Annotated in this window: 19 protein-coding genes; 14 read left to right on the forward strand and 5 right to left on the reverse strand. The window is 64.3% G+C overall.

What is annotated here, in order from left to right; translation table 11 throughout:
- Nucleotides 1–136: 136 nt before the first annotated feature.
- The 8 genes from gcvA (at nt 137) to NKI24_RS29125 (ending at nt 9189) form a co-directional block, all read left to right on the forward strand.
- Nucleotides 137–1111, forward strand: a complete 975-nt coding sequence (gene gcvA / locus NKI24_RS29090) for a transcriptional regulator GcvA (RefSeq protein ID WP_023676980.1) — start codon at nt 137–139, stop codon at nt 1109–1111.
- A 192-nt stretch (nt 1112–1303) separates the two neighbouring features.
- Complete coding sequence (gene pncB / locus NKI24_RS29095) at nt 1304–2608, forward strand: nicotinate phosphoribosyltransferase (RefSeq protein ID WP_352449469.1); 1305 nt, start codon at nt 1304–1306, stop codon at nt 2606–2608.
- A 163-nt stretch (nt 2609–2771) separates the two neighbouring features.
- Nucleotides 2772–4211: a hypothetical protein gene (locus NKI24_RS29100; protein ID WP_352750094.1), complete on the forward strand. Its 1440-nt coding sequence runs from the start codon at nt 2772–2774 to the stop codon at nt 4209–4211.
- A 162-nt stretch (nt 4212–4373) separates the two neighbouring features.
- Nucleotides 4374–5678, forward strand: coding sequence for an ABC transporter substrate-binding protein (locus tag NKI24_RS29105; protein WP_352750075.1), 1305 nt, complete (start codon nt 4374–4376; stop codon nt 5676–5678).
- 233 nt (nt 5679–5911) lie between these two features.
- Nucleotides 5912–6793 carry a branched-chain amino acid ABC transporter permease gene (locus tag NKI24_RS29110; protein WP_352455934.1) on the forward strand — a complete coding sequence of 294 codons (882 nt, stop codon included), beginning with the start codon at nt 5912–5914 and terminating at the stop codon, nt 6791–6793.
- Entirely contained in the window at nt 6790–7752 is a 963-nt protein-coding gene (locus NKI24_RS29115) for a branched-chain amino acid ABC transporter permease (RefSeq protein ID WP_352449465.1), read from the forward strand. Before NKI24_RS29110 ends, NKI24_RS29115 begins: the two co-directional genes overlap by 4 nt.
- Nucleotides 7749–8477 (forward strand): ABC transporter ATP-binding protein, encoded by a 729-nt coding sequence (locus tag NKI24_RS29120; RefSeq protein ID WP_352750076.1) that lies wholly within the window; start codon nt 7749–7751, stop codon nt 8475–8477. Before NKI24_RS29115 ends, NKI24_RS29120 begins: the two co-directional genes overlap by 4 nt.
- A complete protein-coding gene (locus NKI24_RS29125) occupies nt 8470–9189 on the forward strand; it encodes an ABC transporter ATP-binding protein (RefSeq protein WP_352750077.1) in 720 nt (239 codons plus the stop codon). The genes NKI24_RS29120 and NKI24_RS29125 overlap by 8 nt, the downstream gene beginning before the upstream one ends.
- Here NKI24_RS29125 and NKI24_RS29130 read toward each other — a convergent pair whose 3' ends face one another.
- Both NKI24_RS29130 and pncA read right to left on the reverse strand, forming a co-directional pair.
- Nucleotides 9190–10617: a sodium:proton antiporter gene (locus NKI24_RS29130; protein ID WP_352750078.1), complete on the reverse strand. Its 1428-nt coding sequence runs from the start codon at nt 10615–10617 to the stop codon at nt 9190–9192.
- Between the two features lie 40 nt (nt 10618–10657).
- The gene (gene pncA / locus NKI24_RS29135) at nt 10658–11257 is read right to left on the reverse strand and encodes a bifunctional nicotinamidase/pyrazinamidase (protein ID WP_023676971.1); all 600 of its coding nucleotides are present in this window, start codon (nt 11255–11257) and stop codon (nt 10658–10660) included.
- 272 nt (nt 11258–11529) lie between these two features.
- Between pncA and NKI24_RS29140 the strand changes: the two genes are divergently transcribed.
- The 6 genes from NKI24_RS29140 to NKI24_RS29165 are packed head-to-tail and all read left to right on the forward strand — an operon-like array spanning nt 11530 to nt 18594.
- Nucleotides 11530–12390: an FAD binding domain-containing protein gene (locus NKI24_RS29140; protein ID WP_352539932.1), complete on the forward strand. Its 861-nt coding sequence runs from the start codon at nt 11530–11532 to the stop codon at nt 12388–12390.
- Nucleotides 12390–15146, forward strand: a complete 2757-nt coding sequence (locus tag NKI24_RS29145) for a molybdopterin-dependent oxidoreductase (RefSeq protein WP_352750079.1) — start codon at nt 12390–12392, stop codon at nt 15144–15146. Before NKI24_RS29140 ends, NKI24_RS29145 begins: the two co-directional genes overlap by 1 nt.
- Nucleotides 15143–16687, forward strand: a complete 1545-nt coding sequence (locus tag NKI24_RS29150; protein WP_352750080.1) for a 6-hydroxynicotinate reductase — start codon at nt 15143–15145, stop codon at nt 16685–16687. The genes NKI24_RS29145 and NKI24_RS29150 overlap by 4 nt, the downstream gene beginning before the upstream one ends.
- Nucleotides 16684–17559, forward strand: a complete 876-nt coding sequence (locus NKI24_RS29155) for a UPF0280 family protein (RefSeq protein ID WP_352750081.1) — start codon at nt 16684–16686, stop codon at nt 17557–17559. Before NKI24_RS29150 ends, NKI24_RS29155 begins: the two co-directional genes overlap by 4 nt.
- On the forward strand, nt 17552–18136 hold the full coding sequence (locus NKI24_RS29160) for an amino acid synthesis family protein (protein ID WP_352750082.1): 585 nt from the start codon (nt 17552–17554) through the stop codon (nt 18134–18136). Before NKI24_RS29155 ends, NKI24_RS29160 begins: the two co-directional genes overlap by 8 nt.
- Nucleotides 18133–18594: a MarR family winged helix-turn-helix transcriptional regulator gene (locus NKI24_RS29165; protein ID WP_352472397.1), complete on the forward strand. Its 462-nt coding sequence runs from the start codon at nt 18133–18135 to the stop codon at nt 18592–18594. Before NKI24_RS29160 ends, NKI24_RS29165 begins: the two co-directional genes overlap by 4 nt.
- Before the next feature lie 68 nt (nt 18595–18662).
- Here NKI24_RS29165 and NKI24_RS29170 read toward each other — a convergent pair whose 3' ends face one another.
- From NKI24_RS29170 to NKI24_RS29180, 3 genes are read right to left on the reverse strand one after another with little or no spacing between them, the layout of a single operon-like run.
- Nucleotides 18663–19628: a substrate-binding domain-containing protein gene (locus NKI24_RS29170; protein ID WP_254815861.1), complete on the reverse strand. Its 966-nt coding sequence runs from the start codon at nt 19626–19628 to the stop codon at nt 18663–18665.
- Entirely contained in the window at nt 19625–20938 is a 1314-nt protein-coding gene (locus tag NKI24_RS29175) for an ABC transporter permease (RefSeq protein WP_023676963.1), read from the reverse strand. Before NKI24_RS29175 ends, NKI24_RS29170 begins: the two co-directional genes overlap by 4 nt.
- A complete protein-coding gene (locus NKI24_RS29180; protein ID WP_352449455.1) occupies nt 20935–22518 on the reverse strand; it encodes a sugar ABC transporter ATP-binding protein in 1584 nt (527 codons plus the stop codon). Before NKI24_RS29180 ends, NKI24_RS29175 begins: the two co-directional genes overlap by 4 nt.
- Between the last annotated feature and the right edge of the window lie 159 nt (nt 22519–22677).

The raw sequence follows: 22677 nt of genomic DNA on the forward strand, positions 1-22677 counted from the left end.
CCGCAGCCGCCGGCTGCCTGCAGATTTCACGTCTTGATGCAATGCCTGGGCAAAGTGTCCCGTAGCTGCATTGAAAAATCAATTGATATTGTTAGCGTGTTATCTGTGAGAAAATCTCACAGAGCCTAGGGTCCAAATGGCCAAGCGTTTGCCACCGCTCAACCCGCTGCGCGCCTTCGAGGCGACGGCGCGCCACGCCTCGCTGAGCAAGGCGGCGGCTGAGCTCAACGTCACCCACGGCGCCATCAGCCATCAGATCAAGGCGCTCGAGCAATCGTTGGGTGTCAAGCTGTTCGAGCGTGCCGGTCAGCGGGTGAAGCTGACGCCGCACGGCGCCGAGTTGCTGCCGGCGGTGTCGACCGCCTTCGACGGCATTGCCGCCGCCACGCAGCGCATGACGAGACCGGCCAGCACCGGCGTTCTCTCTGTATCCTGCGTGCCGGCGCTACTGTTGCTGTGGATGATCCCGCGGCTGGGCAGCTTCACCTCGCAATATCCGGATATCAGGCTGACGCTGATCCCATCCAATGATGCCAAGGACGTCCGCGCACCGCACATCGATGTCTGCGTGCACTATGGTGACGGCAGCTGGACCGACTGCTGGATGCGCAAATGGTCGGGCCTCGAACTGTTCCCGGTGGTCAGCCCGACGCTGATCAACAACCGCCCGATCCGCACCGTCCGCGACCTCGCCGATCACGTCTTCCTGCATGGCGACGACGGCCGCGAATGGCATACCTGGCTGGCCGCCGCCGACGCGCTGGACCTCGAGCGCGGCCGTCGCCATCATCTCGGCGATGCGCGGATGGCGACCGAGGCCGCGGTTCACGGCCATGGCGTGGCGCTCGGCGATACGGTGACGGCAAGCGGACTGCTCGCCAGGGGCCTGCTTGTCGCCCCGTTCAGTCTTTCCGTGCCGGCCGTCGACGATTTCTACGTCGTCTGCCGCAACGAGATGCGGTCGGCGCCGATCGTGCAATTGTTCATCGACTGGCTGTTTGCCGAGAAAGAACAGGCCGACCGCCGCGCTGACGCACCGGTGGCAGGCCGCATCGGCATTCGCCGCAAGCGTCCGGCGCTCAAGGTGGTCGGCGCCAAGACCGCATCCTGAGGCGGAAACTGCCGTAGGCGCCGCTTGCAGCAGGGGCTTCTTTTTGTCGGGCCAGCCCGCAAAGCGGGAGGCGCGTTCAAAAATTCGATGCTAAGAGGCATTTGGAGCAATTCCAGGAAAAGTGCGCAGCGGTTTTCCGTCCGGAATTGCGCTAGACAAAAGCTAGAGCGAGCAACGAAGGCGCATTAAGCGATGGCAAAGACCGATATAGCGCGGCGCGTCTACAATCACACCTGGAAGCTCGACCCGATCGTCCGCAGCTTGCTCGACACCGATTTCTACAAGCTTCTGATGCTGCAGATGATCTGGGGCATGTATCCCAAGGTCGACGCCACCTTCTCGCTGATCAACCGCACCACGTCGGTCCGCCTTGCCGAGGAGATCGATGAGACGGAGCTGCGCGAGCAGCTCGACCATGCCCGCACCTTGCGCTTCTCTAAGAAAGAGATGATCTGGCTCGGCGGCAACACCTTCTATGGCCGCAAGCAGATATTCGAACCGGAATTCCTCGCCTGGCTGGAAAATTTCCGGCTGCCCGAATACGAGCTTTCCAAGCGCGACGGCCAATACGAACTCGCCTTCAGCGGTCCGTGGATGTACACGACGCTGTGGGAGATCCCGGCGCTGGCAATTATCAATGAACTTCGATCTCGCGCGGCCATGCGGGCGTTCGGGCCGTTCGCGCTCGACGTGCTCTATGCCCGCGCCAAGGCCAAGATGTGGGCCAAGACCGAGCGGCTGAAGGCGCTGCCCGGCATCCGCATCTCGGATTTCGGCACCCGCCGCCGTCATTCTTTCCTGTGGCAGCGCTGGTGCGTCGAAGCGTTGAAGGAGGGCATCGGCGAGGCCTTCACTGGCACCTCCAACGTGCTGCTCGCCATGGACAATGATCTCGAGGCGCTCGGCACCAATGCGCATGAACTGCCGATGGTGTTCGCCGCGCTCACCAATTCGGAAAAGGAATTGAAACAGTCGCCCTACAACGTGCTGCAGGACTGGCAGCGCTACTACGGCGGCAACCTGCTGATCGTACTGCCGGACACCTTCGGCACCGCGGCGTTCCTGCGCGATGCCCCGGACTGGGTCGCCGACTGGACCGGCTTCCGCCCCGACAGCGCGCCGCCGATCGAAGGCGGCGAGAAAATCATTTCCTGGTGGCGCGAAAAGGGCAAGGACCCCAAGCAGAAGCTGCTCATCTTCTCGGATGGGCTGGAGGTCGAGACCATCGAGGAAACCTACCGCCACTTCCGCGGCAAGGTGCGCATGTCCTTCGGCTGGGGCACCAACCTGACCAACGATTTCGAGGGCTGCGCGCCGACCGAGACCAACCGGCTAGACGCCATCTCGCTGGTCTGCAAGGTCACCGAAGCCAACGGCAGGCCGGCGGTCAAGCTTTCCGACAATCCGGCCAAGTCGACAGGCGACGAGAAAGAGATCTCGCGCTATTTGCGCATCTTCGGCCAGAAGGACCGCGTGGAGCAGTTGGTGAAGGTGTGAAGTAGGGGAACTCTTGCGTAGTATGAGTTCCTTCGCGCCCCCCTCTGTCCTGCCGGACATCTCCCCCGCGAGGGGGGAGATTGCGCCCTCATTGCTGCTTTCGCCAATTGCTGAAGTTGCAGAAGGAGAGCCGACCGCGGAACCGCCGATCTCCCCGCTTGAGATGTCCGGCAGGACAGAGGGGGGCGCTGTAGAGCGCTGCATTTCGGCAATCAGGCCCTTTCCCGGCCTCGTCGCTTCCTTGGCATTCCCATCCACGCCCGCCTTCGCCCACGCCTCCGACCGCGGCCACGTGCTGCTGCTTCCCACCGGCTACTACGTCGTCGGTGGCGCGCTCGCGGTTGCCGCCAGCTTCCTTGTCCTGGCTCTACTGCCGCCGGACTCCCTCGACCGCTGCTGGCGCAAACGCCTGCCGCTTTTCGCCTTCGCTGACGGCGCGCGGACTGCCGTCAGCCTGGTATCCTTTGCCGGCTTTGCAATCCTCATTGCCGCCGGCCTGTTCGGCAGCCGCGATCCGCTCTCCAATCCGCTGCCGTTGACCGTATGGACATTGCTCTGGGTTGGGCTGGCCCTGCTGCAAGGGCTCGGCGGCGATCTCTGGTCATGGCTCAATCCCTGGTACGGGCCGTGCCGCGTCGTCTCGCGCCTGTCCGGTAGAACGCAGCCGTATCTGCTCCCCCAACGGCTCGGCTATTGGCCGGCTTTCCTGCTGTTCTTCGCCTTCGCCTGGTTCGAGCTGATCGACCCTGCGCCCGACGATCCGGCGCGGCTGGCCTGGGCCGCCGGCCTCTACTGGCTGCTGAGCTTCGCCGCCATGCAGGTCTTCGGCTACCGCGACTGGACCCTGCGCGGTGAGTTCCTGACCGTGTTCTTTTCCATGGTGGCGCGCTTCGCCATCGTCGAACGTAGTGCAGACGGCCGGCTAAAACTCTGCTGGCCGGGCGCCAAGCTGCTCGCTGCCGCGCCGCTACCGCTCAGCGGCGTCGCTTTCCTGCTGCTTGCGCTGTCGTCGGTGTCCTTCGACGGCCTGTCGAAAACCTTCTTCTGGCTAGGCTGGTTCGGCATCAATCCGCTGGAATTTCCGGGACGCACCGCTTTGATCGGCATCGGCAGCTTCGGCCTTGTGATGACTTTTGCCGTGCTTGCGGCCGTGTTCGCGCTCGCCGTCTTTCTTGGCCAGAACCTTGCCGGCAGCAAGCATTCGCTCGGTCACGCCGCCGGGCTTTTGGTCTGGTCGATCGTACCGATCGCGCTCGCCTACCACTTCGCGCATTATCTGACCGCGCTGCTGGTCGACGGCCAATATGTGATTGCCGCTCTCTCCGACCCGTTTGCGCTGGGCTGGAACCTGTTCGGTACCGCCGACATGTCAATTGAAGCCGGCGTCGTCGCCGGTGCCGGTTCGGCGTGGTGGCTGTGGAACCTCCAGGCCGGCGTCATCATAGCCGGCCACATGCTTGCTGTGCTTGTCGCCCATGGCTTGGCCTGGCGGCTGCACGCCATTCCGGCTCGCGCCGCGGTCAGCCAGTTCCCGCTCACCGTGCTGATGATCGCCTACACCGTCCTCGGCCTATGGCTGCTTGCGACGCCGAGCGCCGGATGAACGAGGTGTGCGATGCCCGTCAATCGAACCTTGGGGAAAGCTCGCTTGCCACGTCAGAGCTTTGGTGATTTAGTTTGTACACATGCAATTTTCGCCCCTCATAACAAGAGTGGCCTGCCTGCTACAGCCATTGGTCAAAGCTCAAAAACAAGGGGAACTGCCGTGACTGACAAGAATGGGTTTTTCGATCTCTCCAGATACGCTCTCACCCGCCGCACGGCGCTGAAGGGCCTTGCCGCCGGCGCCGGTCTTGCCGTCGCGCCGGGTTTCGTGCGTTACAGCCAGGCGCAGAGCTCGGCGCCGATCAAGATCGGCTTCCAGTCGCACCGCACCGGCATCGGCGCCGCCTATGGCCGCTGGTACGAGAGGACCACAGCGGCTGCCGTCAAGGCGATCAACGAAGCCGGCGGCATCAACGGCCGGCCGGTCGACGTGATCATCGAGGATGACGGCACCGATCCCGGCCGGGGCGCCGAAGTCGTCGGCAAGTTCGCCTCTCAGCACAAGACCGATATAGTCTACGGCACGCTGTTTTCGCATGTCGTCATCGGCTCGGCGCCGGCCGCCGGCGAGGCCAAGATGCCCTATTTCGTTGTCAGCGAAGGCCACCACGTCGCCTCGACCAAATTGAACCGCTACGTCTTCCAGCCCGGCATCACCGATGTGAAGAGCCAGATCCAGTCGATGGCACCGTGGATTGCCGCCAATGCCGGCAAGAAGGTGACGCAGATATTTCCCGATTTCGCCTTCGGCTACGACCATCGCGACTACCTTCCGCCGGCCCTGAAGGCGCAAGGCGCCGAGGTTATCGCCCAGATCGCCATCCCCCCGACGGAATCCTCCTTCACCAAGTATTTCCCGCAGATCCCCGCAGAGACCGAGGTGATCTACCACGTCATGGTCGGCCCGGCGGTGCTCACCTTCGTCAAGGAGCTCGGCGAGTTCTATGGCTCCAATCGGCCACAATTGTTCGGCTTCATCGATTCGCTCGAAGCTACCGACATCAACAGCCCCGGCCTCGAATTCCTCGACGGCAGCCATTTCTGGGAAGGTTCGCCGCGCTACGCGCAGCCCGATGATTCCCCCGCACAGAAGGCCTACCGCGCCGCCGTCGGCATCGACGACAACGGTGCTACTGTCGGCGACCCCAAGGACGTCTCCACCGCCGCGCATATGTTCGGCTGCTGGGAAACGCTCTACGTCGTCAAGAAGGCGATGGAAGACGCCGGCTACAAGGGGCCGGAAGACCGCGCCAAGCTGGTCGAGGCGACCGAGGCGTTGACCGAGTTCGCCGAGGGGCCCGAGCATCCGCAGGGACCGAAAACGTTCAACGGCAAGATCCACCAGTGCTTTGGTATCCAGAACATCTCCAAGGTCGAAGGCGGCCGGCTGAATGTCGTCCACAAGACCAAGATCGAGGACGGCCTCTACGAGCCGGAGGGGGATTACACGACGCAGACGCTGTGAGCTTGGTTTCATTAAGCACAGTGCGCTTCGGCCCACCCCCCTTTGTCCTGCCGGACATCTCCCCCTCAAGGGGAGAGATTGGCAGTTCCTGCGAAGGCGGCCGCTTTCCGACCTCGACGATTGGCGAAAGCAGTGATGACAGCCAATCTCTCGCCTCGAGGGGGAGATGCCAAGTTTTGGCAAAGAGGGCAGGCCAGAGGGGGGTGCTTCGCGCATCCGCCGGTGCTTAGCCGATGCACTTCGGACCTCACCTGCTCCTCGCCGCTCTCGAAGGCCTCGTCACCTCCGCCGTGCTGGCGCTGACGGCGCTTGGGCTGTCGCTGGTGTTCGGCGTCATGCGCGTCGTCAATGTCGCGCATGGCGAGTTCTTCATGCTGGGCGCGGTGCTTGCCTGGGCGATCTCAACGGCGATATCTGGCCATCCGGCTCTCGGCTTCCTGGCCGCCCTGGTGCTGGCGCCGCTGATCGTCGGCCTGATCGCGCTGCTCGCCGAACGGCTGGTGCTGCGCCGGCTCAACTACAATCCGGAAGCCACCATCGTCGCCACCATCGGCATGCTCTACATCATCCAGCAACTGGCGCTGACCTTCTACGGCCCGGAGGCGCGGCCGGTGGAGCCGCCGTTCAGCTACCGCATCCTCCTGCCGTGGTTCGGTTATTCCGGGTACAAGCTGTCGATCATCGCCGCGTCGGCGCTGCTGCTGGTCGCGACCTGGCTGGTGCTGACGCGCACGAAAATCGGCCTCGTCATGCGCGCCACGCAATATGACAGCGAGACGGCGCAGGCCTTCGGCATCCCGGTGACCAGAGTCTATGCCGGTGTTTTCGCGCTCGGCGCCATGCTGGCTGCTGTCGCCGCGGTGCTGATCGTGCCGATCAGCCAGGCTCACTATCTGATGGGGCAGGACCCGCTGTTGCTGTCGTTCATCGTCGTCATCATCGGCGGCCTCGGCTCGCTGCGCGGCACGGTCGTCGCCGCGGTGCTGATCGGCCTTTCCGACGGCATCATCTCGGTGTTCTTCTCACCGACGCTGGCCAAGATCATCGCCACCTTGCTCGTCGCCATGGTGCTGGTGTTCCGGCCGCAAGGCCTGTTCGGGACGACATCGCGATGAAGGATGCTTCGCCGGCAAAGCCATATGCGCTGCACCTCGGCGTCATCGCCCTGCTTTTCGGGCTTAGCTTCGTCCTGCCGGAATACCATCACGGCCTGCTCGCCCGCATCATGGTGCTGGCGGTCTTCGCCATGGGCTACAATCTGCTGTTCGGCTATGTCGGGCTGCTCAGCCTCGGCCATGCCATGTTCTTTTCAGCCGGGCTCTATGGCGCCGGCCTTGCCGTCATCCATCTCGGCTGGAGCGTGCCGGCCGCCTTCGCAGCCGGGCTTGCCTGCGGCGCGCTTCTCGCGCTGGTGATCGGGCTGCTGGCGCTGCGCACCTCCGGCGTCGCCTTCATGATCGTCACCATGATGTTCGCGCAGGTATTCTATCTGGTCATCCTCTATTTCGCTGCCTGGACCGGTGGCGACCAGGGCATGGTCGTGCCGCAGCCGATGCGTGTCCTTGTCCTGGGCAGCACGTCGCTCGACCTCACCAACCCGACCGTGCGCTATATGAGCGCGCTGGCACTGTTCTCGATCGTGCTGCTCATAAGCCTGGCGATAGTCCGCTCCGGCTACGGTCGCGTGCTGGTCGCCATCCGCGAGAACGAGGAGCGGACCAAGATGCTCGGCTATGACACGTTCTCCAGCAAGCTCGCCGCCGTCGTCATCTCAGGCAGCATCTGCGCGGCTTCCGGCGCCGCCTATGCGCTGCTGTTCGGCTATGTCGGCTCGAGCTTCGCTTCGGTGCAATATTCCATCCTGCCGCTGCTCTGGGTGCTGCTAGGCGGCGCCGCCACCACGCTCGGTCCGCTGATCGGCACGCTGTTCATGTATTATGTCATCGACGTCGCCAGCGGCTACACCTCGGCCTATCTGCTGATCGTCGGCATAGCGCTCATCCTGCTGGTGCTGTTCTTCCCGAGAGGCATTCTCGGCAGCATCCGCCAGCGCTGGCTCGGGTGGTTGCCATGATGCCGCTGCTCACCACCAAAGGCCTGTCGCGCAGTTTCGGCGGCTTGCGTGCCGTCGACGGAGTCGACTTCGCGCTGATACCGGGCGAGATTCGCGCCATCATCGGCCCCAACGGCGCCGGCAAGACCACCTTCGTCAGCCTGGTCAGCGGCCGCATCCAGCCCTCGTCGGGCACGATCATCTTTGACGGCGCCGATATCACCAGCCTGCCTGCCTACGCCAGGGTTCGCCTCGGCATCGCCTATACGTTCCAGATCACCAGCGTCTTTGCCAATCTCAGCGCCTACGACAATGTTGCCCTGCCGGTGCAGCGCACGCTGACCGACGGCCGCTCGAAGGGTGCTGTGCACACCGGCGTCATGGCCGCGCTCGAGCGTACCGGCCTTGCCGACCGCGCCGACATGCCGGCCGGGCAGCTGTCCTACGGTCACCAGCGGTTGCTGGAAGTGGCGATGGGACTGGCCCTGAAGCCGCGGCTGCTGATCCTCGACGAACCGACGCAAGGGCTGGCCGACAGCGAGATCGATAATTTCATCGAGCTGGTGCGCGAGATCGCCGATAGCGCCACCGTGCTTTTGATCGAGCACAACATGCCGGTGGTCATGCGGCTCGCCGACCGCATCACCGTCTTCAACGCCGGCAGGATTTTGGCTGAAGGCACGCCCGAGCAGATCCGCGCCAATGCCGCGGTGCAGGACGCCTATCTGGGGACGACCCATGGCTGAGGCCCAGTCCAAGGCACTGACGATCTCCGGGGTCGACTGCTTCTATGGCGAGGTCCAGGTGCTCTATGGGCTGGATCTGGTTCTGAACGAGGGCGAGGTGCTTTGCCTGTTCGGCCGCAACGGCGCCGGCAAGACGACGACGCTGAAGGCAATCATGGGCCTGGTGCCGGTAAGCTCCGGCTCGATCAGGCTCGAAGGGCGGGAATTGACCGGCTTGCCGGCGCACGAGGTGCCCAAGGCCGGAGTCGCCTACGTGCCGCAGGGCCGGCGGCTGTTCGCCGAGATGACGGTGGCGGAAAACATCGAGATCGGCCTGATAGCCCGCAACAAGGGTAAGGCGACGCGCGAAAACGTGCTCGATCTTTTCCCGCTGCTGCGCCAGCGCCTCAGGCAGCGTTCCGGCACGCTGTCCGGCGGCGAGCAGCAGATGCTGGCCATGGCCCGCGCCCTGTGTCTGGAACCGCAGGTGCTCCTGCTCGACGAGCCGACCGAAGGGCTGATGCCGTCGATGATCGCCAAGATCCGCGAAACGGTGTCGAAGCTGCGTGCGCTTGGCGTGTCGACAATTCTTGTCGAGCAGCGCGTCGATGCCGTGCTCTCGGTCGCAGACCGCGTTTGTTTCATCGAAAACGGCCGCAACCGCGAGACGGTCGACGTTGAGGAGCTGCGTGCCGATCCCTCGGCGGTCCGCCGCTATGTCGGCGTCGGCTGATCAGGCAAAGAACAGCAAACCGGCGAGCAGGAAAGTCGGGATCAGCACGGCGCCCGACCACGCCATGTAGCCAAAGAAGCTCGGCATCTTGATGCCGCGATGCCTGGCAATGGCATAGACCATGAAATTCGGCGCGTTGCCGACATAGGTGTTGGCGCCCATGAACACCGCGCCGGCCGAGATCGCCGCCAGCGTCGAGGCGAGCTCGGTCATCAGATGCTGCGCATCGCCGCCGGCCAGTTCGAAGAACACCAGATAGGTCGGTGCATTGTCGAGGAAGGACGACAGCGCTCCGGTCAGCCAGAAATACGCGAGGTTGTCCGGCGCGCCGGTCGGCGAACTGACCAGCAGCACCAACGGCGCCAGCGCGCCGTCGAGGCCGGCCCGCAATATGGCGACGACCGGCACGATGCAGATGAAGATGCTGGCGAACAGCTTCGCCACCTCGGCAATCGGCCCCCAGCTGAAGGCGTTTGCGCCGCGAAACTCCTTCGGCGAGACGACAAGCGAGGTGAAGGCCAGTATCAGGATGGCGGCGTCGCGCACCAGATTCTGCAGCTCGAGGCTGACGCCCTGAAAAGAGAAACTCACTCCCGGCTTCCAGGCAGCGGAAATCAGGATCGCGGCGATTACGCCGGCCAGCAGCGGGATGTTGGCCAGGCCGCGAATGCGCACCTTGCTGTCGGGCGTCGGATCCTTGATCTTCGGCGCGCCTTCCTCCCGGCGATGCATGATGATGTCGATCGCCAGGAAAACAGCCAGCACCACGCCGGCGACGAACAGCGTCTCGGGCAGCAGGTGAACTGTCGTCCAGAAGAAATCGACGCCGCGCAGAAAGCCGACGAACAGCGGCGGATCGCCCAGCGGCGTTAGCGACCCGCCGATGTTGGACACCAGGAAGATGAAAAAGATGACGACATGGGCGTTGAAGCGCCGGTTGTCGTTGGCGCGGATGAGCGGCCGGATCAGGATCATCGAGGCGCCGGTTGTGCCAATGATCGAGGCAAGCAGCGCCCCTCCCAGCAACAGCCCGGCATTGACCAGCGGCGTGCCGTGTATGTTGCCGGCAACGAAGATACCGCCCGAAATGGTGAACAGCGCAAACAGCAGGATGATGAACGACATGTATTCGGTGAGCAGCGCATGCAGCACCGCCTGCGTGGCGGACGGGATGCCGAAGGCGATGGCCAGCGGCCCGATCACCAACGCTGCCCAGAAGGCAGCGATCTTGCCGTAATGGTGCTCCCAAGCATGATGGAACAGCAGCGGGCCGGTCGCGATGCAAAGCAATAGCCCGGCAAACGGCAGCACCCACCAAAGCGACATGGCGGCGCCCGGCAATTCGTGCGCTTCGGCCGCGAGAACCGCTCTCGGAGAAAAGATTGCTGCAATAAGTGCAGCACTTGCCGTCAACGCCGCAAACCGCATGAAGCCCCTCAAAAGTCTGTCAGGTTCGGCTGGATGACGTTCAAATCAGTGTCACGCCGGCATCGCGCATCCGGCCCAGCATCCTCTCCACGGAGCCGTTGAGATCGATGCCGCGGCAGGCGTCGAGCCGCACGGACGTCTCAAAACCGAGCTTGACCGCGTCGAGCGCCGAAAAGGCGACGCAGAAATCCGTCGCCAGGCCGACCAGGGTCAGCGTCTCGATGTTCCGATCCCGGAGATAGCCGGCAAGGCCGGTCGGCGTCGTCCGGTCGTTCTCGAAGAATGCGGAATAGCTGTCGATCGCAGGACGGAACCCCTTGCGGATCACCAACTCGGCCTTGCTCCAGGCGAGGCCCGAATGGAAATCCGATCCCAGGCTGCCCTGGATGCAGTGATCCGGCCACAGCGTCTGGTGGCCATAAGGCACGTCGATCGTTTCGAACGGGTGCTTGCCGGGGTGGCTGGAGGCAAAGCTCGAATGGCCGGCAGGGTGCCAGTCCTGCGTCAGCAGGACGTGCTCGGTCCGCCGGATCAGGTCATTGACCAACGGCACGATTTCGTCGCCACCGGCCACTTCAAGGGCGCCACCCGGGCAGAAATCGTTCTGCAGGTCGATAACGACAAGCGCTTCGTCGGCCATGGAGCCTCCTTATTTTCTTGGTCTTGAGCTTAGGCTCCAATGAAAACGCGACCGGACGCAGAAACTTGACCAGATGGCCGGCTGCGTCAACCTCTCATGGCATAACAAATGCGTTCCGGGTGCACCGGTGCCAACAGCCGTGCAAACTCTGGCTTTGACAATTCCTGCCGGCTTGATATCATTTGCATACGAATGAATTTCCTGCCTTGAATGCTCGGGAAAATCTTTCGGCAGGATCCCCTCTCGGGAAGCCCATTCTGGGAAGGCAAAGCGTGATCCGTTACGCAAAACCCACCACGGTCGACGACGCCCTCGCTTTGCTGGGCGAAGGGCAATGGCGCATCCTCGCCGGCGGCACCGACTTCTATCCGGCACAGGGCAGCAAGCCTTTCCGCGACAATGTCCTCGATATCAATGGCCTGGTGGCATTGCGCGGCATTGCCGAAGCCGAAAACCATTGGCTCGTCGGCGCGCGCACCACCTGGACCGATCTCGTCCGCCATCCTCTGCCGGCGGCTTTCGACGCGCTGAAGCAGGCGGCGCGGGAAGTCGGCTCGGTGCAGATCCAGAACGTTGCCTCGATTGCCGGCAATCTCTGCAACGCCTCGCCGGCCGCCGACGGCGTGCCGGCGCTGCTGGTGCTCGATGCCGAAGTCGAACTGCGTTCCGCTGTGGCGACCCGGCATCTGCCCCTTGCAGAATTCATCCTCGGCAACCGTCGCACCGCACTGCAGCCCGGCGAAATGGTCACGGCAATCCGCATTCCCAAACCCGCGACCGCCGGCAGCTCCGCCTTCGTGAAACTCGGCGCGCGGCGTTATCTCGTCATCTCCATCGCCATGGCCGCCGCACGCCTGGCCGTCGAAGATGGTATGGTCAGGAACGCGGCCGTCGCCGTCGGTTCCTGCTCGGTTGTCGCCAGGCGCCTGGCGGGTGTCGAGGCGGCGCTACGCGGCCGGCCCGTCGGCCACGCGCTGGCCACTGCGATCCAATCCGCACCGATGGACGAGCTGTCGCCGATCGGCGACGTGCGCGGCAGCGCCGAATATCGACTGGACGCTGCGCGCGAGATCGTCGCCCGCGCCGTGCTTGGTGCGATGGGCGCTGTTCCCGACGAAAGGGCGGCGGCCTGATGGGCATGGAGCGCGCCGACATCGCCTTCGAAGTCAACGGCGCCGCCGTCAGCGTTTGTGTGCCGCCGGTGCGGCGGCTGTCCGCGGTGCTGCGCGACGAGTTGCGGCTGACCGGCACCAAGATCGGCTGTGATGCCGGCGATTGCGGCGCCTGCACGGTGCTGGTCGACGGCGAGCCGGTCTGCGCCTGCCTGATGCCCGCGGCTTCCGCCTCCGGCACCGTGGTGACGACAGTCGAAGGCCTCGCCAATGGCCGGTTGTCGGCGCTGCAGGCTTCGTTCCTCAGCCATGGCGCAGCGCAATGCGGCGCCTGCACGCCCGGCCTGCTGGTCGCGGCAACGGCACTCCTGGACAGGACGCCTTGCCCGAGCGAGGCCGAAACGCAGGATGCACTGGGCGGCGTGCTCTGCCGCTGTACCGGCTACCGCAAGATCGTCACCGCGGTGATGGATGCTTGGCGCCACGCCGATGGTCTCGATCAGCGCATGCCATCCTCTGGCCATGCCGTCGGCTCCTCCCCGATCCGCCTCGATGGCCTTCCGAAAGTCACTGGCGGCGAAAAATTCGGCGGTGATTCATTCCCGGCCGACGCATTGTTGGTGCTGGTGGTCCGCTCGCCGCATTATCATGCCGCTTTCACTTTTGGCGATCTCGGCAGCTGGGTGAAATCCCGTCCTGGCATTGCCGGCGTCTTCACCGCCGCCGACATTCCGGGAAAAAATTGTTTCGGCGTCATCGCGCCCTTCGCCGACCAGCCGGCGCTGGCCGACGGGGTTTCGCGCTTTCGCGGTGAGGCGGTGGCGCTGGTTGCCGGCGAACGCGAGGCTATCCTCGATCTCGACCTTGCCGATTTTCCTGTCAGTTGGACCGAGTTGCCGCATTTTCTGGAAACTGGCGAAGCGCAGGCCGGCGGTGCGCAACTGGTCCATGAAAACCGGCCCTCGAACCTGCTCACCTCCGGCTTCGTCGAGCGTGGCGACCCGGAAGCCGCGCTTGCCGGTGCGACTTTCGTCGTTTCCGGCGCCATCGACACCTCCTATGTCGAGCACGCCTATATCGAACCGGAAGCCGGCTATGCCTTCATGGACGGCGACACGCTGGTCGTCGTCGCCTGCACGCAGGCGCCCTATATGGACCGCGACGACACGGCAAAAGTGCTCGGCCTTGCCCCGGAACAGGTGCGCATCGTGCCGACCGCCACCGGCGGCGGCTTCGGCTCCAAGCTCGACGTCTCGCTGCAACCGCTCATCGGCCTCGTCGCCATGAAAACCGGCCGGCCGGCGGCGCTCGCCTACAGCCGCACCGAATCGATGATCTCGACCACCAAGCGCCATCCCGCTCAGATGAGAGCGAGCATCGGCGCCGATGCCGACGGCCGTGTCACCGGCATGATCTTCGCCGGCGATTTCAACACCGGCGCCTATGCCAGCTGGGGGCCGACGGTCGCCAACCGCGTGCCGGTGCACGCCTCCGGCCCCTATGCGACGCCGAACTATCGCGCCGAAGGCCGCGCCATCCACACCAACGGCCCGATTGCCGGCGCCTTTCGCGGTTTCGGCGTACCGCAGGCGACGATCATGCAGGAGACCCTCTATGACGAGCTAGCCGACAAGCTCGGCATGGATCGGCTCGACTTTCGCCTGAAGAACTGCCTTCGGAACGGATCCGAAACAGTCACCGGCCAGCGGCTCGAGTCGGGCGTCGGCATCGCCGACTGCCTGGAGGCCCTCCGCTCACATTGGCGGCGTGCCCTAACTGACGCCGACGCGTTCAACGCCCGTAGCAGCAGCGAAAAAAAACGCGGCGTCGGCGTCGCCTCTTGCTGGTACGGCTGCGGCAACACCTCGCTGCCCAATCCGTCGACCATCAAGGTCGGCATCTCGGCATCGGGCGAAGTCGTCCTGCATCAGGGTGCGGTCGATATCGGGCAAGGCTCGAACACCGTCATCGCGCAGATCTGCGCCGATGCGTTGGGTCTTCCGCTCGAAAAATTCATGCTGAAAGGCGCCGACACGGCGATCACCCCCGACGCCGGCAAGACCTCGGCCTCGCGCCAGACCTTCGTCACCGGCAAGGCCGCCGAAAAGGCCGGCCGCGCCTTGCGCGAGGAGATCTTGCGTTTCGCCAATGTCTCGGAAAAGGCGGCGATTGCGCTGGACGGCACAAGCCTGAGCATCAGGGAAGGCGAAGCGACCCGCCGCGTCGATCTTTCCTCGCTGAAGGCAGACCCCGAAGGCTTTGTCTTTCGCGCCGAGGAAAGCTACGACCCGCCGACGCTGCCGCTCGATGCCAAGGGCCAGGGCAAGCCTTATGCCGTCTATGGCTATGGCGCCCAGATCGCCGAACTCGAGGTCGACCTCAGGCTCGGCACCGTGAAGCTTATAAAAATCACCGCCGCTCACGATGTCGGCAAGGCCATCAACCCTTTACTGGCAGAGGGCCAGATCGAGGGTGGCATCGCCCAGGGCATCGGCATGGCGCTGATGGAGGAATTCATCCCCGGGCGCACCGAAAACCTGCACGATTATCTGATCCCGACGATCGGCGACGTGCCACCGATCGAGACCATCCTGATAGAAGTTCCGGATCCGGAAGGACCCTTCGGCGCCAAGGGTTTGGGCGAGCATGTGCTGATCCCGACGGCGCCGGCGATCCTCAACGCCATCCGCCACGCCACCGGTGTGCTGGTCACCAAAATTCCGGCGACGCCGACCCGCATCCGCGCCGCCATCCTCGACAAGGAGGCGCGCCGATGAGCGAGCTTGCCGAACGCTTCGAGACACACGATCCCGGCGAGAAGCTGGTGGCCGAGAAGATCCGCTGCGATGCCTGTCCGGTCATGTGCTACATCGCCGATGGCCGCACCGGCGCCTGCGATCGCTACGGCAATGTTGGCGGCAGGATCGTGCGGATGGATCCACTGACCATCCTCGACCACGCGGCCGAGACCGGCGCCGCAATCGTACCCTTTGCCGAAGGAGGCGAGGCATGGGACGGCGAACTGGTCAACACCGGCCGCCGCTTCGTCACCGCCATCGGCGCCGGCACCACCTATCCCGATTACAAGCCGGCGCCCTTCATCGTCAGCCAGGAGGTCGAGGGCGTCGATCTGGTCACCGTCGTCACCGAGGGCATCTTCTCCTATTGCGGCGTCAAGGTGAAGATCGACACCGACCGTCATATCGGCCCCGAAACGGCTACGGTCCGTGCTCAAGGCGAGGCGATCGGCCATGTCACGACCGGCGAATACGGCTCGCAGATGCTGTCGCTGGGCGGCGTACATCATCTGACCGGCGGCTCGAAGGCTGAAGGGCGCGCCACCTGCGACGCCATGCTCGCCCTGTGCAACCGCAAACCGGTTGAACTCGTCATCGACGGCGGCGCCACCGTCATCGTCGAAGCCGGCAAGCCGCCGGTCATCGACGGCAAGCTTGAGCAGCGCATGCGCGTCGGCTGCGGTTCGGCTACCATAGGCATGTTCGCGACCCAATGGCGCGGCCTTGTCGACGAGGTGGTGGTGGTCGATGACCACATCACCGGCGTCGTCTCCGAGCATCAGGCCGGCAAGGTGCTTGGCTGGCAGGATACCGGCATCAAGATCATCGGCCGCCGTTCGACGCCGGGCCGTTATTTCAAGGTGTCGGAGCCCGGGCTCGGCTGGGGCGGCACCAGCATTTCCGACCCGCTGTCGATCCTTGGTGAATGGAACGCCAAAAAGGGTGCGCGCCCCGGCATGTCGCTGCTGATGGTCTCGACCACCGGTGAGCAATTCGCTTATTACGAGCTCGACGACGAATTGAAGCCGGTCCAGAAACCGTTCCCGGAGCGGCTGCGGAAGTCGGTCGAACTGATCGAGGACAATTGCGAGCCGGCGCTCTGCACCGTGCTTTTCGTCGGCGGCGCCGGCGGCTCGCTGCGCGCCGGCGTCACCGAGAACCCGGTCAATCTGACCCGCTCGGTGCAGGGCTTGACGACCTACGTGACGGTCGGCGGCGCGCCGGTCTATGTCTGGCCGGGCGGCGGCATCACGCTGATGGTCGACGTCACCCGCGTCCCGGAAGGCGCCTTCGGCTATGTGCCGACGCCGGCGCTGGTGGCGCCGATCGAGTTCACCATGCGCCGCGACGATTATGTCAGGCTTGGCGGCTACGAAGCCGAAATCCGCAGCGTCGACGATATCCTGGCCAAGGGCGGCGAATATCTCAATCCGCGCCGCGGCACGGCCGCACCCCGGGACAATCCCTGGCCGCCGCTGGCGCAGTTGCGTCGCGCGGCCGCAAACGGGACCGGGCGATGAACGGCCCGCAGGCGCATTGGCTCGAGGACGGCCGGAGGCTTCACCTCAATCATGGGCCGATCGACCTGATCGTCGAGGCATTCGGCGAGGCGAGTGAATGCAGCGCCGCATATCGCCAGGCAGTGGCGCGCTTCCAGACAATCCTGCCCGAACTGGTCGAAGAGTTGCCCGAACTGCGGCGCCCGGCCGCCTCGCGGCCACGTGCTTTCGCCGGCCCGACGGCGCGCCGCATGGAAGCGGCGGTCGTTCCGCTAGCGAAACAATTCATCACACCGATGGCGGCCGTCGCCGGCTCGGTAGCCGACGAAGTGCTTGGTGCGCTGCTTGCCGGCCGCCGGCTCGAGCGCGCCTATGTCAACAATGGTGGCGACAGCGCGATCTATCTCGGCCACGGGCAGTCGATGACGCTTGCCATTGCCGGGACAGGTCATGGGTTGGCAGATCGTCTCACGATCCGCCCCGAAGACGGGATCCGCGGTGTCGCGACAAGCGGCTGGCGCGGCCGCTCCTTTTCGCTGGGCATCGCCGACGCGGTCACGGTGCTGGCGCGAACGGGTGCTGAAGCCGATGCCGCCGCGACCTTGATCGCCAACGCCGCCGACCTGCCCGGTCATCCGGCCGTTAGGCGCGTACGGGCGCGCGATCTCGCACCTGACAGCGACCTCGGCGACCGTTTGGTGACGCAGGGCGTGGGGCTGCTTTCCGCCGCTGAAATCGCTATTGCGCTGGAAGGCGGATTTGCCGTTGCCGAGGAGTTTCGGCGGCGCGGCCTGATTGCCGCCGCGGCACTTTTCCTCGGCGGTCAGGCGCGCATCGCAGGTCCGATGGCGCTCGCCAATAAAGTTTTAGAGAGGGAAATTGCTCATGCCTGAGTTTCCGATCCGCAAGATCGCCGTGCTGACCGAAGAGATTTTTCACGAAGGCGGGCCGGTGGCGAAGGTGCCGCGGCGCCGCGCGGCGGCCATGGCTGTGGTCAAGAACCCGTTCGCCGGCCATTACGTCGAGGAACTGCAGAGCGCCATGGAGGATTTGAAGCCGCTCGGGCTGCTGCTCTCCGACAGGCTTGTTGCCGCATTGGGCGGCGACGTCAAACAGATCGACGGTTACGGCAAGGGCGCCATCGTCGGCATGGCGGGCGAGCTGGAGCATGGCGCGCTGTGGCATGTGCCGGGCGGCTATGCCATGCGCGAACGGCTCGGCGACGCCAAGGCGATCGTGCCCTCGGCAAAGAAGGTCGGCGGCTTCGGCGCGCGGCTCGATGTGCCGCTCGGCCACATCAACGCCGCCTATGTGCGCAGCCATTTCGATGCCATGGAAATCGGCATCAGCGATGGCCCCCGTCCCGACGAGATCCTGTTTTGCCTCGCCATGACCTGCGGCCCGCGCGTGCACGACCGCATGGGCGGGCTGGCGGCCAAGGACATTAAGGCATGGGACGGGCTGCGGTGAGCGCCGAGGACAATCGGCTCAAGCTGGTCGAGGCCGAGGAGCCTGACGAAAACGACTATCGCTTGCAGGAGCAGGTCGGCTTCATCCTGCGCAAGGCGCATCAGCGCCATGTCTCGATCTTCGCCGCACACATCGCCGATCTGACGCCGCCGCAATTTGCCGCTTTGGCCAAATTGCGCGACGTCGGCGAGACCTCGCAGAACCAGCTTGGCAGCCTGATCGCCATGGATGCGGCGACCGTGAAGGGCGTCATCGACCGGCTGAAAGCGCGTGGCTTTGTCGAACTTAGCAAACACGAAGTCGACAAACGGCGCCTGCTGGTCAATCTGACCGCCGAGGGGCGCGACGCGATCGAGCGGCTGATTCCGCTTGCCCGTGAGATTACGCAGGAAACGCTGGCGCCGCTTTCCGCCAAGGAAGCGGCCATTTTCATGAAGCTGCTGGCCAAGCTGGCTTAATCTGCTGCCTGCCGGCGTTTGGTTGTTGTTCCTGCCGGGCGCTGAACGCCCGGCAGGAAAGCCTCGTCTCAGAGGCCGTTGTCCTTCAGGATCTGGGCGGCATTTTCCTTGGTGATCTTCTGCGTCGGCAGGGTGATGGTCTTTTCCACCTTCTCCCCGTTCAGGAACTTGATCGCCTGCCGCAGCCCTTCGGCGCCCGGCGTCACATAAGTGAACGTCGCCGTCAGCTCGCCATTGGCGACGAGCTGCACGCCTTCATTGGGCAGGCCGTCGATGCCGATGAACTTGATGTCCTTCTCACGTCCGACGTCCTTGGCGGCAAGATAGGCGCCATAGGCCATCGGATCATTGTGGCCGTAGACAAGATCGATTTTCTCGTTGTTGCGCAACGCGGTCGCCATGATGTTGTAGGCCTGGTCCTGCTTCCAGTCGCCCGACTGCTGGTCGAGCAGGTATTTTATGCCTGGCTCCTTGTCGGTGAATTCATGGAAGCCGTCATGGCGGTCGTGTGCCGGCTGGGTGCCCATGCCGCCCCAGATCTCGACGACGTTGCCGGCGGCCTTGCCCTTGCCGCCAAGCAGCTCGACGGCATATTCACCGGCAGCCCGGCCGATCAGCTTGTTGTCGCCGCCGACGAACTGCGTGTAGTCGTTGGTTTCGACGTTGCGGTCGAGCACGAAGACCGGGATCTTGGCATCGATCGCCTGCTGCACGACACCGGTCAGGCCGGCGGATTCTTTCGGTGATACCAAGAGCGCATCGACCTCCTGACGGATAAGGTTTTCGACATCGGCGACCTGCTTCTCGGTCTTGTCCTCGCCGTCGGTGATGATCAGCTCGACTTCCGGATGCTTGGCCGCTTCGGCCAGGATGTCCTTGTTGAACTGGGCGCGCCAGGGTTCGATGGTCGTCACCTGCGAGAAGCCGATCTTCCACTTCTTGTCCTGCGCATGGGCGCCGCCGGCAAGCATGGCGGTCGTGGTCAGGAGTGCCGCTGTCAGCCCGGCGAGCTTCAACAATTCACGTCGTTTCATTTCTTGTTTCCTCCAATATTCAGAGACGCGGTCTCTTGCGACGGCCGCTTTGCCGCGGCCGTTTCCTTGTGCGCTTGCCCGCCGGGCAGTCGCAGATAGAAGAGAAGATCACCGGCACTGCGCTCCTGTACGAGCACGGTACCGATGATGATCATCCCCTTCAGCACCAGCTGAAGGTTCGAATTGATGTTGTGCAGCTGCAGGATGTTGGAGAGCAGCCCGAAGATCAGCACGCCGCAGAACGTCCCGGTGAGGCTGCCGCGTCCGCCCATCAGGCTGGTGCCGCCGATGACCACGGCGGCAATTGCGTCGAGCTCCAGCCCGGCGCCGGCGTCCGGCTTGCCTTGCCGGTACTGCGCGACATAGAGCACCGCCGCGATGCCGGCCAGCAGCCCTGACACGGCATAGGTGGCGATCTTCACGCGGCCTGCGGCGATGCCCGACAGCCGCGCCGCCTCCTCATTGCCGCCGATCGCATAGACATAGCGGCCGAACGGGGTGAAGCGCAGCACGGCGCCGTAGATCAGGATGGCGCCGAGGAAGAACAGGCCCGGCATCGGGATCACGCCGAATACCAGCGAGCGCAGCATTTCGAAATCGGCGGTGGCATTCGAGCCGGTGTAGACCGGCAGCACCGCATTGTTCTGGCCGGCCGTCAGCCGGGCGATGCCGAGCGCAGTGACCATCATCGCCAGCGTCACGATGAAGGGCTGCAGCCGCCCGGCGACGATGATGAAGCCGTTGAGCGCGCCGAACAGCAGGCCGACGCAAGGCGCCACCAGCAGCACGCCGAGCACGCCGAATTTTGAGCCCACCTGCGGCAGCAGGAACCACAGCACCAGACTGCACAGGATCACCCCGACAATGCCGGGTGTCACCAGCCCGCGAACGCTGTCCAACCTGATGTCGTGCGTGGCCTGCGCGCCGGCGCGGGATTTTTCGATGTTCAGCAGGATGAAACGAGTGACGAGGATGCCGAGGCAAAGGGCTGCCAGGGCAACTGTCGGCACCCCCAGCACCACCGCCGGCGTCACGCCGGGGACCGTCAGCAGCATGGCACAGACGACCGTGCAGATAGCCATCAGCGAGCCGACGGAAAGGTCGATACCGCCGGTGATGATCACCGCAGTCATGCCAGTGGCAATCAGCCCGGTGGTCGACACCTGGCGCAGCACATCGAGCAGGTTGCCGTAGGACAGGAAGATGTTGTTGCCCTTGGAGCTGATCGGCGAGCCGAGCACGCCGATCAGGAAGATGGCGATCAGGCCCCAATAGAGCTTCGTCCGGGACAGGATATGCAAAATGCTCATGCGGCAGGCCTCGTCATCGTCCGTCGCGGCGCCGCAAGCCGCATGATGGCCTCCTCGCTGGCTTGCGCGCGGGACAGGATTCCCGTCTGGCGGCCGTCGGCCATGACCAGGATACGGTCGGAAAGATGCAGCAGCTCCGGCAATTCCGAGCTGATGACGGCGATCGCCAGCCCGTCTCGCGCCAGCTTGAAGATGAGATCGTAAATTTCCCGCTTGGCACCGACATCGATGCCGCGTGTCGGCTCGTCGAGCAGCAGCACCCGCGGCCTCGTCGCCAGCCATTTGCCGATGACGACCTTCTGCTGGTTGCCGCCGGACAGCGTGCCGGCCGGCTGCTCGACGGTCTCGCAGCGAATGCCGAGCGCCTTGACGGCGTCCCGTGCCAGCCCTTGCTCACCGGCCAGCGAGCGCACGCCGAACCGCGCCAGCGCGCCGACCAGCGGCAGCGCGACATTGTCGGTGATCGAGGCCTCGAGATGCAGGCCTTGCGTCTTGCGGTCTTCCGTGACCAGAGCGATGCCGAGCCGGCGCGCATCGCGCGGCGAACGGATTTCTACTGCCTCGCCATCGAGCCTGATCTCACCGCCGGCGCGTCCGCCGCTGGACCCGAAGATGGTTTCCAGGATTTCGGTACGGCCCGAGCCCAGCAGCCCGCCGATACCGAGGATTTCTCCTGCGGCAAGATCGAAGCTGACGCCGTCGAGCACGGTGCGCCAACCATGGCGATTGGGCTTCGACAGCGACAGCTCGCTTACGGACAGGACGGTGTTGCCACCGGGGATGCGGTGCTCCTGGGAGGAAGCAAGCAGGTTTCGCCCGACCATCGCCGAAATTATGGCGTCTTCGTCGAGCTTGTCCATCACCCGCGTCAGGACGTGGCGTCCATCGCGAAACACGGTGACGCGGCTGGCCAGATGCATGACCTCGTCGATGCGGTGCGAAATGTAGACGATCGCCACGCCGCTGTCGGCGAGCTGGCGGATGATGCGGAACAGCCGCTGGCATTCGGCTGGCGAAAGGGCGGAGGTCGGCTCGTCCATGATCAGGATGCGTGCCGACATCGACAGCGCCTTGGCGATCTCGACCAGTTGCTGTTCGCCGACGCGCAAGGCACCGACGCGTGCATCCGGGTCGAGCTCGATGCCGAGCCTTTCCAAGAGCGTTCCGGCGGCGCGGCTGCTCGTCTTGCGGTCGACGATCAGTCCGGCGATCAGCTTCTCGCGGCCGAGAAAAATGTTGTCGGCGACGCTGAGTTCGGGGACGAGGTTCAGCTCCTGGTGGATGATGGCGATGCCGGCGCGCTCGGCCTCGCGGACGCCGGTAAAGCGCACCGGGTGGCCATCGATACTGACCGTTCCGTTATAATCCGTGTAGACGCCGGACAGGATCTTCATCAGCGTCGACTTGCCGGCGCCGTTCTCGCCCATCAGCGCATGGACTTCGCCGCGCCGCAGCTCGAAGCCGACATCGACGAGTGCCGCGATACCGCCGAAGGATTTGGAGATGTGCTCGGCCCTCAGCACGATAGCCGAGCCGTCCGCCGTAGCGCCTTCCGCAGGGATGGAATTGCCGTGCTGCATGACAAGGACGGCCTCCCTCCGTCGTCACCTAACGCCTCAAACGCTAATCTAAACGTTTCGATCATGTCAAGCCAATATCTGGAGCGTAAGATTGTTCCATTTCAATTCTTGCGCAAAATCATAAGATTCCGTACGTATTGCTGCCGCGGAGTGGTGAAA

The organism is Mesorhizobium sp. M0701 (genome assembly GCF_040320365.1).
In the GTDB taxonomy this organism is placed as follows: Bacteria; Pseudomonadota; Alphaproteobacteria; order Rhizobiales; family Rhizobiaceae; genus Mesorhizobium.